The sequence below is a fragment of the Streptomyces sp. NBC_01454 genome (genome assembly GCF_036227565.1).
Taxonomy (GTDB): domain Bacteria; phylum Actinomycetota; class Actinomycetes; order Streptomycetales; family Streptomycetaceae; genus Streptomyces.
This window is the reverse complement of sequence record NZ_CP109460.1, coordinates 6,469,845-6,482,498: the sequence shown is the minus strand read 5'-3', so window position 1 is coordinate 6,482,498 and position 12,654 is coordinate 6,469,845. Positions and strand designations below refer to the sequence as shown.

The window sequence follows — 12,654 nt, the reverse complement described above, 5'->3', positions numbered from 1 at the left end:
AGCTACACGACAGTATGAATCTCGGATCTGAAGACGACATTCCGCTTGTCGTCCCTGTACGGGAGCACGGGCCTCGGCGGTGCCCCCGTACGGAGTTCAGGCGCCGATGCCGTGCCGTACGGCCCACAGGGCGGCCTGGGTGCGGTCGGCGACGTCGAGCTTCATGAGGATGTTGGAGACATGGGTCTTGACGGTCTTCTCGGACAGCACCAGGGCGCGGGCGATCTCGCGGTTGGAGCGGCCGTCCGCGATCAGGGCGAGCACCTCGCGCTCCCGGTCGGTCAGTGAGGTCCCGCGCCCCTGGCTGCCGTTGTTGTTGCCCTCCTCCTGGGCGAGCAGTGCGCCGGCGACCTCGGGCTGCAGCAGGACATGGCCCGCGTGGACGGAGCGGATGGCGCCGGCCAGCGCGTCCGGGTCGATGTCCTTGTAGACGTAGCCGGCCGCGCCTGCGCGCAGCGCCGGGACGACGGTGCGCTGTTCGGTGAAGCTGGTCACCACCAGCACCCGGGCGGGGTTCGCCAGTTCGCGCAGCTTGCGGAGCGCCTCGATGCCGTCCATGCCGGGCATCTTGACGTCCATCAGGACGACGTCCGGGTGCAGTTCCTCGGCGGCGGCGATGCCCTCGGCCCCGTCGGAGGCCTCCCCCACGACCTCGATGTCGTCCTGGACCTCCAGGAAGGTCCGCAGCCCGCGGCGCACGACCTGGTGATCGTCCACGAGCAGGACCCGGATCGCCGGGCCCGCGGCCCGTGCTCCGCCGCCGGCGCTCCCGCTGCCGTTTTCCGGGGGACGCGTCCCCGCACCGTCCCGTTCCCTGTCAGCCACCGGGCACCTCCATCTCGACAGCGGTGCCCTTGCCGGGCTCCGACTCCACCCTGAGCATTCCGCCGACACCGCCGGCGCGGTCATGCATCGACACCAGGCCGAGATGGCGGCCGGCCCGGCGGACGAGTGCCGGGTCGAAGCCGCAGCCGTCGTCGGCGATCCGCAGCAGCGCGCCCGGGCCGCTCCGGGTGAGGGTCACCTCGACGCGCCCGGCTCCGGAGTGCCGCAGGGCATTGTGCAGCGCCTCCTGGGCGACGCGGAGCACGGCCTCCTCCTGGGCGGCGGGCAGGGCCCGGACGCTGTGGGCCGCGAAGGTGACGTGTGCGGAGTGGGCGCGGTCGAGGACCTGGACCTGGGAGCGCAGGGTGGCGATCAGGCCGTCCTCGTCCAGGGCCGCGGGCCGCAGCTCGATGACGGCGGCCCGCAGTTCGTCGGCGGCCTCCGCGGCCAGCGCGGCGACCTGGTGCAGCTCGTCCTTGGCGCGGGCCGGGTCGCGGTCGACCAGGGCGGTGGCCGCCTGGGCGGTGAGGCGGAGCGAGAAGAGCTTCTGGGCCACCGCGTCGTGCAGCTCGTGGGCGAGCCGGGCGCGCTCCCCGGCGATGGTCAGCTCGCGGCTGCGTTCGTAGAGACGGGCGTTGGTCAGTGCGATGGCGGCGTGCTGGGCGAGTATGCCGAGCAGCCGCTCGTCGTCCTCGGTGAAGCGGCAGCCGCCCTCGCGGGCAGGAGCGGGCTCGGAGCAGCGCTTGTTGGCCAGGAAGAGGGCGCCGAGGATCTCGTCGCCGTCGGCGACCGGCAGGCCGAGGAAGTCGGACATGTCCGGGTGCGCGGCCGGCCAGCCGCCGAAGCGGGGGTCCTCGCGGACGTCGGCGAGCCGCTCGGGGGTGGCGTTGTGCAGCATCGCGGCGAGGATGCCGTGCTGGCGGGGCAGCGGACCGATGGCCTTCCACTGCTCGGCGCTCACGCCGTCCACCACGAACTGGGCGAAGCCGCCGTGATCGTCGGGCACCCCCAGGGCGGCGTATTCGGCGTCCAGCAACTCGCGGGCCGAGGCCACGATCGTCTTGAGGACGTCGCGCACCTCCAGATGCCGGCTCATCGCCAGGATCGCGGTGCTCACCGCGGGGATCCCCGCTCCCGGTCCGTTGGTCATGGGATCACGGTACCGGCGGGGCGACCTGCCCGTATCGGTCCGGCGGCGGCCGCCTCCTACGCCCCCGGGCCTAGGCCGAACGCCCTGGCCACGGCCGGTCCGGCGGCCGACGCCCCGGGGGCGGCGGCGTTCCTACCGTGAGGGCGAGGGCCGGGTGCGGACCCGGCCGGACAAGGGGACGTGATCATGCCGGTGGCGATCATCACGGGGGCATCGAAGGGGCTGGGCCGGGCGCTCGCCGGGGCGCTGGCCCGGCGCGGCTGGGATCTGGTGGTGGACGCCAGGTCGGCCGGGCCGCTGGAGGAGGCGGCGCGGGAGCTGCGCGGGGCGGGGGCGCGGGTGGCGGCGCTGCCCGGGGACGTGACGGACGGCGGGCACCGGGCGGCGCTGGTGGCCGCGGCCCGGGAGCTGGGCGGGCTCGATCTGCTGGTGAACAACGCCAGTGCGCTGGGGGCCGAGCCGCTGGTGCGGCTGGCGGACCAGTCGCTGGAGGGGCTGCGGAGGGCGCTGGAGGTGAATGTGGTGGCGCCGCTGGGGCTCGTCCAGGAAGCATTGTCGCTCTTGCGCAGTTCCTCCTATCTGCCCTCGTATGAAGAAGTCACCCCTTATATAGGTGAGGCTCCTTATATAGGGGTTGTAGGGAATGGGAATACATACGATCCGTACCCTAATTCCGAGAATTCCCAAAACACCAGATTGTCCGATTCGCCCACTTATGTAGCGGCGGGTGGCGCGGTGCTCACCATCAGCTCGGACGCCGCCGTCGAGGCCTACCCCACCTGGGGCGGCTACGGGGCGGCGAAGGCGGCGCTGGACCAGCAGTCGGCGGTGCTCGCGGTCGAGGAGCCGGCGCTGCGGGTGTGGCGGGTGGACCCGGGTGACATGCGGACCGACCTGTACGCGGCCGCCGTCCCGGACGACGACGATTCCGGGCGGCCGCTGCCGGAGACGGTCGTCCCGGCGCTGCTGCGGCTGCTGGACCGCGCGGCCCCCAGCGGGCGGTACACGGCGGCAGCGGCAGCGGCCGTACCCGAGGGGGCGGGCCCCCGGTGACCGTGGCGCCGCACATCCCGCAGGAACTGTCGGCCCCGGTGCCGGCCGAGCAGCGGGGCCCCGGCCTGGACCGGGACGCCGTACGGCTGCTGGTGAGCCGGGGGACGGCCGAGCCCGGCCATCACGACTTCGGTGCCCTGCCCGAGCTGCTGACGGCGGGCGACGTCCTGGTGGTGAACACCTCACGGACGCTGCCGGCGGCGGTGGACGGCCGGATCGGGGACGGCCGGGGGCGCGGCGAGCCGGTGGTGGTGCACTTCTCGACCCGGGCGGACCGGTGGCATCCGGCGGGCCGCGCGGTGGCCGGGTGCTGGGCGGTGGAGCTGCGGAGCCCGGACGGACGGGGCAGCACCCGGCCACGGGCGGGCGGCCCGGCCGGCCTGGAGGTGCGGCTGCCGGGCGGGGCCCGGCTGACGCTTGCGGCCCCGCTGGACGCCGGGAGCGCCCGGCTGTGGTGGGCGCGGGTGACGGGCGCGGGCGTGGCGGAGCTGATGCGGCGCCACGGGCGGCCGATCCGCTACGGCTACACCCGGCGGGACCAGCCGCTGGCCGCCTACCAGACGGTGTTCGCGCTGGACGGGCCCGGCGGCAGCGCGGAGATGCCGAGCGCGGCCCGTCCCTTCACCACGGAGACGGTGACGCGGCTGGTCAGCAAGGGGGTGCAGTTCGCGCCGGTCTCGCTGCACACGGGGGTCGCGTCCGCGGAGGCGTTCGAGCCCCCGTATCCGGAGCGGTTCGTGGTGCCGCCGGCCACCGCATGGCTGGTGAACGCCGTACGGGCGCGACGGACGGCCGCCGGGCGGCGCCGTGCGGCGCGGGGCGGGCGGATCGTGGCGGTGGGGACCACGGCCGTACGGGCGCTGGAGTCGGCGGCCGGCGCGGACGGGCGGGTGCGGGCCGCGGCCGGCTGGACGGACCTGGTGGTGACGCCGCAGCGCGGGGTCCGGGCGGTGGACGGCCTGCTCACCGGGCTGCACGAGCCCACCGCCTCGCATCTGCTGATGCTGGAGGCGGTGGCGGACGCACAGGTGCTGCGGCGCGCGTACGCGGCGGCGCTGGAGCGGCGCTATCTGTGGCACGAATTCGGCGATCTGCACCTCGTGCTGCCGGACTGAGGGCCGGGCCTGCCGGTCCCGGGGCGGGGTGCCCGTCCCGGCGCCGACGGGTCCCGCGGGGGCCGGCGGTCTCGCGCGCGGGCACGGGGGTTTCGCGCGCAGGCGCCTGGGCGGGGAGTCAGCAGCGCGTCGCCGTCACCGTTCCCGGCGTATCCCCGGTGGGGACGGGCCGGGAGAACGGGCGACACCCCGGGATTCCGGCCCCGTTTCGCCGCCGCAGAATGCGAAGTGCCCGATTTGCCCCGAACGTGCCCCGGTCAGGCCATGGTTGGTGATTTCCGCATACCGACTGTGCGTTTGCAATTACTTCCGGCGAGATAAACCTCGCCGCATTGTGACGCCGGACATAGGACGCAGGTCACTTACGAGCCGGGTTAGTGGACCCAGGAATACATCGTGAGCTGGGAAGCTCTTATCCGGGACGCAATATTCCCGCACTGGGTTCCACTAACTCGGATCGTACGTCACACCTTTGCCGTGGGAATTTCCGGCCGCTAAGAATGGCCCCGTCGCTCGGCGCCGTAACCAGAACTCGGCGTTTGCCGCCGCTCACAGGCCCGGGCGATGTCCCCCCATCGGAAGAGGTCGTCCCCGCCATGCCCAAGCACGCCAATTCTGGTCTCCCCCGCCTGACCCGGACCCATAAGCTCTCCGTTGCCGGTATTGCCGCTGCCGGTGCGGCCGCGCTGGCCCTTTCCGTCGTGCCGGGCACTGCCGACCACGGCAAGACCCAGGCCGCCGCCGTCGAGAACGTGAAGCCGGCCGCCTTCAGCGCCGTCGACACCGCCGCCAGGACCCAGCAGGCCACGATCGCCCGGCAGGCCGACACCTCCGCCGCCAAGGGGAAGGCCGAGGCCGCCGCGAAGAAGGTCGCCGCCCAGAAGGCCGCGGCAGCGAAGGCAGCCAAGGTGAAGGTCGCCGCCGCGAAGGCCAAGGCCGAGAAGGCGCGTGCCGTGAAGGCCGCCGCGAGCCGTTCCGCCGTGCGCACCGCGATACCCGCCGCCGCCCCGAAGCCGGCCGCCAAGCCCGTGGTCAAGCCGGTCGTGAAGACCTACCCGAACAACCTGGACGGCTGGATCCGCGAGTCGCTGGACGTCATGGCCAAGAAGGGCATCCCGGGTTCGTACAACGGCATCTACCGCAACCTGATGCGTGAGTCGTCCGGCAACCCGAACGCGATCAACCTCTGGGACATCAACGCCCAGAACGGCATCCCGTCCAAGGGTCTGCTCCAGGTCATCGACCCGACCTTCAGGACGTACCACGTCCCCGGCACCTCGTGGAACATCTACGACCCGGTCGCCAACATCACCGCCGCCTGCAACTACGCGGCCGCCACGTACGGCTCGATGGACAACGTGAACTCGGCCTACTGAGCCGCGGGGACGGCCCCAGCGCGCCGCGCACACACCGCCGAGGGGCGGCACCCGATGTCGGGTGCCGCCCCTCTGGCGTGGCGGTGAGGGGGCGCGCTTACTTGCGCATGACCTCCGGCTCGTGGCGGCGCAGCAGTCGCGCGACGACGAAGGCGAGCGCGACACCCAGGGTGATCAGGATGATCATGTCCATCACATAGACACCGGTCTGGTGCTTCCACAGCGGGTCCGGGTTGCCCGGCTCCCACGGCAGCAGGGTGTTCATGTCGGCGGTCGCGCCCATCGCGGCGACGGCCCAGCGCGACGGCATCAGCCAGGCGAACTGGGCGACGCCCACGGTGTCGAAGAGCTGGAAGAGCACGCCGGTGAAGACGACCTGGACGATGGCGAACATGACCAGCAGCGGCATGGTCTTCTCGGCGGTCTTGACCAGCGCGGAGATGATCAGGCCGAACATCATCGAGGTGAAGCCGAGCGCGATGATCGCCAGCGCCATCTCGACCGCCGGGGCCTTCGCCACGATGAGGCCCTCGCTGGGCATGTTCCGGGTGGAGAAGCCGATCGCCGCGATGATCACGCCCTGGAAGGCCGTGACCACGCCGAGGACGATCACCTTGGACATCAGATACGCCGACCGCGACAGGCCGGTGGCCCGTTCGCGCTCGTAGATGACCCGCTCCTTGATCAGCTCACGGACCGAGTTGGCGGCGCCCGAGAAGCACATGCCGACCGCGAGGATCAGCATGATCGTGCTCGCGTCGCGGTTGGTGCGGTGCTTCTCCAACGGGCCGTATCCGAGGCCGAAGTCGCTGGGGATCAGCATCGAGACCACACCGAGCACCGCGGGCAGGATCAGCATCAGTCCCAGGAAGCCCCGGTCGGAGGCGAGCACCGAGACATAGCGGCGCATCAGTGTCCAGAGCTGGGAGCCCCAGCTCTGGGACTTCTGTATCCGGGCCGGCGGCGCCTGGACATTGACCGACTGCGGGGCGACGGCGTCGAAGTCCGCCGCGTACAACTGGAAATGCGGGGAGCCGCGCCAGCGCCCCATCCAGTCGTAGTCGCGGTAGTTCTCGAACGCGGAGAAGACATCCGCCCAGGTGTCGTACTGGAAGAAGTTGAGCGCCTCCGCGGGCGGGCCGAAGTAGGCCACGCCACCGCCCGGGGCCATCACCAGCAGCTTGTCGCACAGACCGAGTTCGGCCACCGAGTGGGTGACGACCAGGACCGTGCGGCCGTCGTCGGCCAGGCCGCGCAGCAGCTGCATGACATCGCGGTCCATGCCCGGGTCCAGGCCCGAGGTCGGCTCGTCCAGGAAGATCAGCGATGGCTTGGTCAGCAGCTCCAGGGCCACCGACACCCGCTTGCGCTGGCCGCCGGAGAGCGAGGTGACCTTCTTGTCCTTGTGGACGTGGAGCTTGAGCTCGTGCAGCACCTCGTCGATCCGGGCCTCGCGCTCGGCCTCCGCGGTGTCGCCGGGGAAGCGGAGCTTGGCCGCGTACTTGAGCGCCTTCTGGACGGTCAGTTCCTTGTGCAGGATGTCGTCCTGCGGGACCAGACCGATGCGCTGGCGCAGTTCGGCGAACTGCTTGTAGAGGTTCCGGTTGTCGTAGAGGACATCGCCCTCGTTGGCGGGGCGGTAGCCGGTCAGCGCCTTGAGCAGCGTCGACTTGCCGGAGCCGGAGGGGCCGATGACCGCGATCAGCGACTTCTCCGGGACGCCGAAGGAGACGTCCTTGAGGATCTGCTTGCCGCCGTCGACGGTGACCGTGAGGTGGCGGGCCGAGAAGGAGACCTCGCCGGTGTCGACGAACTCCTCCAGGCGGTCGCCGACCAGCCGGAAGGTGGAGTGGCCGACGCCGATGATGTCGTTCGGGCCGATCACCTTGGTGCCGGACTTGGTGACCGGCTGGCCGTTGACATAGGTGCCGTTGTGGCTGCCCAGGTCGCGGATCTCGAAGCGGCCGTCGGGGGTGGCGCGGAACTCGGCGTGGTGGCGGGAGACCTGGAGGTCGGAGACGACCAGCTCGTTCTCCAGCGCACGGCCGATGCGCATCACCCGGCCCGTGTCGAGGCGGTGGAAGGTGGTCGGGCTGCGGTCGCCGCCGACCGGGGCGCCGCCCGCCTGCGGCCCGCGGGCCTGCTGCGGGGGCACGGCCTGCTGCGGCTGCGGGGCCTGCTGGGCCTGCTGGGCCTGCTGGGCCTGCTGGGGCGGGGCGTACGGCGGCCGGTCGCCCTGCGGCGGGGCCTGCCGGCCCTGCTGGGCGGGCGGCTGCTGGGCGGGCGGGGCCTGCCAGCCCTGCGCGGCCTGCTGCTGCGGTGCCCGGGCCGGTTGCGCGCCGAAGGCGTCGGCGGCCGGCGGGGCGGACAGGGTCACCCGGGGGCCGTCGGTGGCGTTGCCCAGATGCACGGTCGAGCCGGCGCCGACCTCCATCTGGTGGATCCGCCGGCCCTGGACATAGGTGCCGTTGGTGCTGCCCTGGTCTTCGATGATCCAGCTGCGGCCGGCCCATCGGACGGTGGCGTGCCGCCAGGAGACCCTGGCGTCGTCGAGCACCATGTCGCCCTGCGGATCACGTCCCACGTTGTAGGACCGGGACGGGTCGAGCGTCCAGGTCCTTCCGTTCAATTCGAGTACGAGTTCAGGCACTCCATGCCCCATTACATAGTCCCCCGAGTGACGCCCTGTATGGGAATCCAGGGTTGGCGAACATCGTAGGAACTATTTCAGGCTGAGCCCACCGACCGGAAACCGGGACGCGACAGGGCCGCACGGGCCTCGCCGGCGTGCCCGCCAAACACTCCCGGAGCACGGGAAGAGCCCTGGACGGACAGAGAACATCTGATTCCGGATGTTCCGGGCGGACCGGCCCCCGTCCGGGCGCGGGCCGCCTGCGCCGGGGCGCCATGCGGGTCCGTGGCGCAGGCGGCATGATGGAGGGGACGGACACCTTCCGGCCAGGCGGTCCGTCGCGGCCGCGGGGTGCCGCCCGGCCGAACGCACCGGCCCGCCACGGACATTGGTCCGCCCGCCCGGGCCCACAGGCCGGCCGGCCGGACACGACTGCATAACGATCAACGGGGCGCCCTCGGCCCGGGGTGACGGGGGGTGGGTACGGCGGCCCGGGGCCGCGCCGTTCCGAACCCCGGACACGCGTACGGAAACGGCCGCCCGACGGTTACCGTAAGGGCACCATGAGCGCATCGCAGATCCCGCCTGCCACCGCCGTACCGGGCGATGACGTCCCGACCCTGCTCGTAAAGATCTTCGGGAAGGACCGTCCCGGCATCACCGCTGGTCTCTTCGACACCCTCGCCGCCTACTCCGTCGATGTCGTGGACATCGAACAGGTCGTGACCCGGGGACGCATCACGTTGTGCGCGCTGGTCACGGCCCCCTCCCCCGCCCAGGGCTCCACCGGCTCCGCCGAGGGGGACCTGCGGGCCACCGTGCACAGCTGGGCCGAGTCGATGAGCCTCCAGGCGGAGATCATCTCCGGCCGGGGCGACAACCGCCCGCGCGGCACCGGACGTTCGCACGTCACCGTGCTGGGGCATCCGCTCACCGCGGAGACGACGGCCGCGGTCGCCGCCGCCATAACGGCCACCGGCGGCAACATCGACCGCATCTTCCGGCTGGCCAAGTATCCGGTGACGGCCGTCGAGTTCGCGGTCTCCGGCGCGCAGACCGCGACCCTGCGCAGCGTGCTGGCTCCCGAGGCCGCGCAGCTCGGGGTGGATGTCGCGGTGGTCGCGGCGGGGCTGCAGCGCCGGGCCCAGCGGCTGGTCGTGATGGACGTCGACTCGACGCTGATCCAGGACGAGGTCATCGAGCTGTTCGCGGCGCACGCCGGCTGTGAGGCCGAGGTCGCCGAGGTCACCGCGGCCGCGATGCGCGGTGAGCTGGACTTCGAGCAGTCCCTGCACGCCCGGGTCGAGCTGCTCGGCGGGCTGGACGCGTCCGTGGTCGAGGCGGTCCGCAAGGAGGTACGGCTCACCCCCGGCGCCCGCACCCTGGTGCGGACCCTCAAGCGGCTGGGCTACCAAGTCGGCGTCGTCTCGGGCGGTTTCACGCAGGTCACCGACGCTCTCCAGGAGGAGCTGGGGCTGGACTTCGCCTCCGCCAACACCCTGGAGATCATCGACGGCAAGCTCACCGGCCGGGTCACCGGTGAGATCGTCGACCGGGCCGGCAAGGCCAGGCTGCTGCGCAGCTTCGCCCAGCAGGCCGGGGTGCCGCTGTCCCAGACCGTGGCGATCGGTGACGGTGCCAACGATCTCGACATGCTCAACACCGCCGGGCTCGGTGTCGCCTTCAACGCCAAGCCGGTGGTGCGGGAGGCGGCGCACACCGCTGTGAACGTGCCGTTCCTGGACACCGTGCTGTATCTGCTGGGCATCACCCGCGAAGAGGTCGAGGCGGCGGAGACGCACGTCGGCTGAGCGGGGCCGGGCCAGGCGCGGGCCGGTGGCTCCCCGCCGGCCGGGGCCCGTCCCCCGCACACGAGGCCCCGGCAGCGGACAGCTGCCGGGGCCTCGTCGCATCCGGCCCGCCCCGCGCGCACGGCGCGGGAGGGGGCTCCGGGATCAGTCGTGCGGGGTCCAGTACGCGATCAGCCGGGCGGCGCCGTGCTCCACCGACTTCCAGGATCCGTTGAAGCTGAGCACGGCCAGCGAGGCGGTCGGGAATCCGCTGCGGTTCATCCGCGGCAGCAGATTGCCCTCGGCCTCGCCCGAGAGCGCCTCGGCGAGGGCGTGCACACCCGGGTTGTGTCCGACCAGCATCAGGTCGGACACGTCGTCGGAGGTCTCGTTGAGCAGCGCGAGGAGCTCCCCGAGGGAGGCCTCGTAGATCCGCTCCTCATAGACGGTCTTGGGCCGCTGTGGCAGCTCGTGGACGGCGAGCTTCCATGTCTCACGGGTGCGTGCGGACGTCGAGCACAGGGTCAGATCGGGGGTGATCCCGGCTCCGGCCAGCCAGCGGCCGGCGACCGGGGCATCCTTGCGGCCGCGCTCGGCGAGCGGACGCTCATGGTCGCTGGACTCCGACCATTCGGCCTTGGCGTGTCGGAGGAGGACAATCCGGCGTGGTGTATCGGCGCTCATGCGTCCCAGCTTCGCACGAAAGGCGGCGCGGGGCGCGGGGTGTTGAACTGCTGATTCCGCCTCTTGGCAGGGCCCATGGGCGGTCATCCGGCAACACTGCGGACAATCCTGGCCAAGATCTCCAGCAGCGCGGCCAGGCCCTGCGGGACGTCGGCGGCGCTGGCCCTGGAGGAGCCGGCGACGAGCGCCAGCAGGGCCACGAAGCAGACCACCGGAAGCGCCAGCGCCCACCACGGCAGCCGCGGCCGCAGACGCGGGGTCCCGGCGGCGGGTGACCGGCGGAAGGCGGCGGGCATGCGGATCGCCTCCGTGGCGGCGCGAAGGGCGGCGCGGCCGCTGATCACGGTGCGCCCACCGCGGGGTGCGGTGTTCTTCGACGCTACGGATCCGCAGCCGCCGTTCCCATCCGGGAAACCACCCACTCGCCCCTGACGCCTACCCCCTAGGGGACGGTGGGGCGGCCCCCACCCCGTCCCCGTGGGCCCTACGGGGCGGCGATACTCGCGATGATCGCGACGAGAACGGTCACCCCGAGCATGGCACCCAGGACGAGGAGCAGCTTCTTGTGGCTGTTCTGCGGATTCGGTTCGAGCACTGGCATGGGCCCAGTGTCGCACTCAGGCCTCGTCCTCGATCCGGCGGTCCCGGCCGGCCAGCACCCCCACCACGATCTGCGGCACCATCAGCCCTGCCATCAGGGCGATCGGCAGCCCCCAGCCACCACTGTTCTGGTACAGCGTGCCCACCAGCAGCGGTCCGGGGAGGGAGAGCAGGTAGCCCACGCACTGCACGAAGGCCGACAGCTTGCCGACCCCGGCGGCGCTGGTCGCGCGCATCCCGATCATCGTCAGGGCCAACGGGAAGGCGCAGTTGGAGATGCCCATCAGCAGCGCCCAGGCCCAGGCGCCGGCGGCCGGTGCCAGCCACAGCCCGGCGTACCCGGCCAGGCCGCACAGGCCGAGCAGCACCACGACCGGACCCTGATGCCGCATCCGGGACGCCAGCCGCGGCAGGACGAAGGAGAGCGGGACGCCCACCGCCATGGTCACCGCGAGCAGCACCCCCGCGGTGCCCGCCGAGACCCCCGCGTCGCGGAAGATCTGCGGCATCCAGCCCATGGTGATGTACGCGGCGGTGGCCTGCAGGCCGAAGAAGAGGGCGAGCCACCAGGCGGTCGGCGAGGACGCGATCCGCAGGGGGGCCTCCTCGGTGCGTACCGCGGCGCCGGCGGACGGTCCGGCGGCGGCCCCGCGCTGGCGCGCGATCACGAGCCAGGGCAGCACGGCGACGGCGGCCGGCACCGCCCACCCCGCCAGTCCGACCCGCCAACTGCCGCCCAGCGCCCCGGTCATGGGCACGGTGAGGGCCGCGGCGAGCGAGGTGCCCAGGGCCAGCGCCATGGAGTAGAGCCCGGTCATCGAGCCGACCCGGTCGGGGAACCAGGCCTTGATCACGACCGGGATCAGCACATTGCTGACCGCGATACCGGCCAGGGCGACCGCGCTGGCGGCGACGAAGCCGCCGGTGCCGCCGGCGAACGGGCGCGCCGCGACGCCCAGGGTGATCCCGGCCAGCCCGGCGCAGACGACCGTGCCGGGCCCCCAGCGCCTGGCCAGCCGGGGCGCGGCGATACCGAAGACGGCGAAGCACAGGGCGGGCACGGAGGTCAGCAGCCCGGCGACGGTGCCGCTCATGCCGAGGCCGTCGCGGACCTCCTCCATGAGCGCGCCGAGGCTGGTGATGGGCGGGCGGAGGGTGAGCGCGGCGAGGACGAGTCCGGCCGTCACGATCCGCAGCAGCCAGCGGGCGGCCGGTGCGCCCGCCGTCGGGCCCGGAGGTTCGCCGGATGTCGAGCCGGGGGGTCTGCCCCGGACAGGGCCGGACTCGGGGTGGTCCCGGCCCTCGGCCGGGCGGGCGGAAGGGGCCGTGGCGGGCTCGGCGTCGGGGCCGAGCGTCTCGGTGTCGTCGTGTGCCATTCGCCCATCATAGAATCATGGGATGAATGCCTGTCCAGTGGAAATCGATACCC

General features: G+C 72.4%; 11 protein-coding genes. 4 read left to right on the top strand and 7 right to left on the bottom strand.

The window, feature by feature from the left end; genetic code table 11:
• Nucleotides 1-96 precede the first annotated feature (96 nt).
• A complete protein-coding gene (locus OIU81_RS28675; protein WP_329155422.1) occupies nucleotides 97-732 on the bottom strand; it encodes a response regulator transcription factor in 636 nt (211 codons plus the stop codon).
• An 85-nt stretch (nucleotides 733-817) separates the two neighbouring features.
• Nucleotides 818-1,975, bottom strand: a complete 1,158-nt coding sequence (locus OIU81_RS28670) for a GAF domain-containing sensor histidine kinase (protein WP_329152398.1) — start codon at nucleotides 1,973-1,975, stop codon at nucleotides 818-820.
• A 186-nt stretch (nucleotides 1,976-2,161) separates the two neighbouring features.
• Between OIU81_RS28670 and OIU81_RS28665 the strand changes: the two genes are divergently transcribed.
• The 3 genes from OIU81_RS28665 to OIU81_RS28655 all read left to right on the top strand — a co-directional run bounded on the left by OIU81_RS28665 (nucleotide 2,162) and on the right by OIU81_RS28655 (nucleotide 5,519).
• Nucleotides 2,162-3,028, top strand: a complete 867-nt coding sequence (locus OIU81_RS28665) for an SDR family NAD(P)-dependent oxidoreductase (protein ID WP_329152396.1) — start codon at nucleotides 2,162-2,164, stop codon at nucleotides 3,026-3,028.
• A complete protein-coding gene (locus tag OIU81_RS28660) occupies nucleotides 3,025-4,143 on the top strand; it encodes an S-adenosylmethionine:tRNA ribosyltransferase-isomerase (RefSeq protein WP_329152394.1) in 1,119 nt (372 codons plus the stop codon). Before OIU81_RS28665 ends, OIU81_RS28660 begins: the two co-directional genes overlap by 4 nt.
• A 596-nt stretch (nucleotides 4,144-4,739) precedes the next feature.
• Entirely contained in the window at nucleotides 4,740-5,519 is a 780-nt protein-coding gene (locus OIU81_RS28655) for a transglycosylase SLT domain-containing protein (RefSeq protein ID WP_329152392.1), read from the top strand.
• A gap of 97 nt (nucleotides 5,520-5,616) precedes the next feature.
• Here OIU81_RS28655 and OIU81_RS28650 read toward each other — a convergent pair whose 3' ends face one another.
• The gene (locus OIU81_RS28650; RefSeq protein ID WP_329152390.1) at nucleotides 5,617-8,181 is read right to left on the bottom strand and encodes an ABC transporter ATP-binding protein/permease; all 2,565 of its coding nucleotides are present in this window, start codon (nucleotides 8,179-8,181) and stop codon (nucleotides 5,617-5,619) included.
• A 533-nt stretch (nucleotides 8,182-8,714) separates the two neighbouring features.
• Between OIU81_RS28650 and serB the strand changes: the two genes are divergently transcribed.
• Nucleotides 8,715-9,962, top strand: a complete 1,248-nt coding sequence (gene serB / locus OIU81_RS28645; RefSeq protein WP_329152388.1) for a phosphoserine phosphatase SerB — start codon at nucleotides 8,715-8,717, stop codon at nucleotides 9,960-9,962.
• A 144-nt stretch (nucleotides 9,963-10,106) separates the two neighbouring features.
• Here the strand turns inward: serB and OIU81_RS28640 are convergent, their stop codons facing one another.
• The 4 genes from OIU81_RS28640 to OIU81_RS28625 all read right to left on the bottom strand — a co-directional run bounded on the left by OIU81_RS28640 (nucleotide 10,107) and on the right by OIU81_RS28625 (nucleotide 12,601).
• The gene (locus OIU81_RS28640) at nucleotides 10,107-10,625 is read right to left on the bottom strand and encodes a SixA phosphatase family protein (protein WP_329152386.1); all 519 of its coding nucleotides are present in this window, start codon (nucleotides 10,623-10,625) and stop codon (nucleotides 10,107-10,109) included.
• An 83-nt stretch (nucleotides 10,626-10,708) separates the two neighbouring features.
• Entirely contained in the window at nucleotides 10,709-10,969 is a 261-nt protein-coding gene (locus OIU81_RS28635) for a hypothetical protein (RefSeq protein WP_329152384.1), read from the bottom strand.
• Nucleotides 10,970-11,109: 140 nt separating this feature from the next.
• Complete coding sequence (locus OIU81_RS28630; RefSeq protein WP_254068946.1) at nucleotides 11,110-11,226, bottom strand: SGM_5486 family transporter-associated protein; 117 nt, start codon at nucleotides 11,224-11,226, stop codon at nucleotides 11,110-11,112.
• A 16-nt stretch (nucleotides 11,227-11,242) separates the two neighbouring features.
• Nucleotides 11,243-12,601, bottom strand: coding sequence for a CynX/NimT family MFS transporter (locus tag OIU81_RS28625; protein WP_329152380.1), 1,359 nt, complete (start codon nucleotides 12,599-12,601; stop codon nucleotides 11,243-11,245).
• Nucleotides 12,602-12,654: the final 53 nt, after the last annotated feature.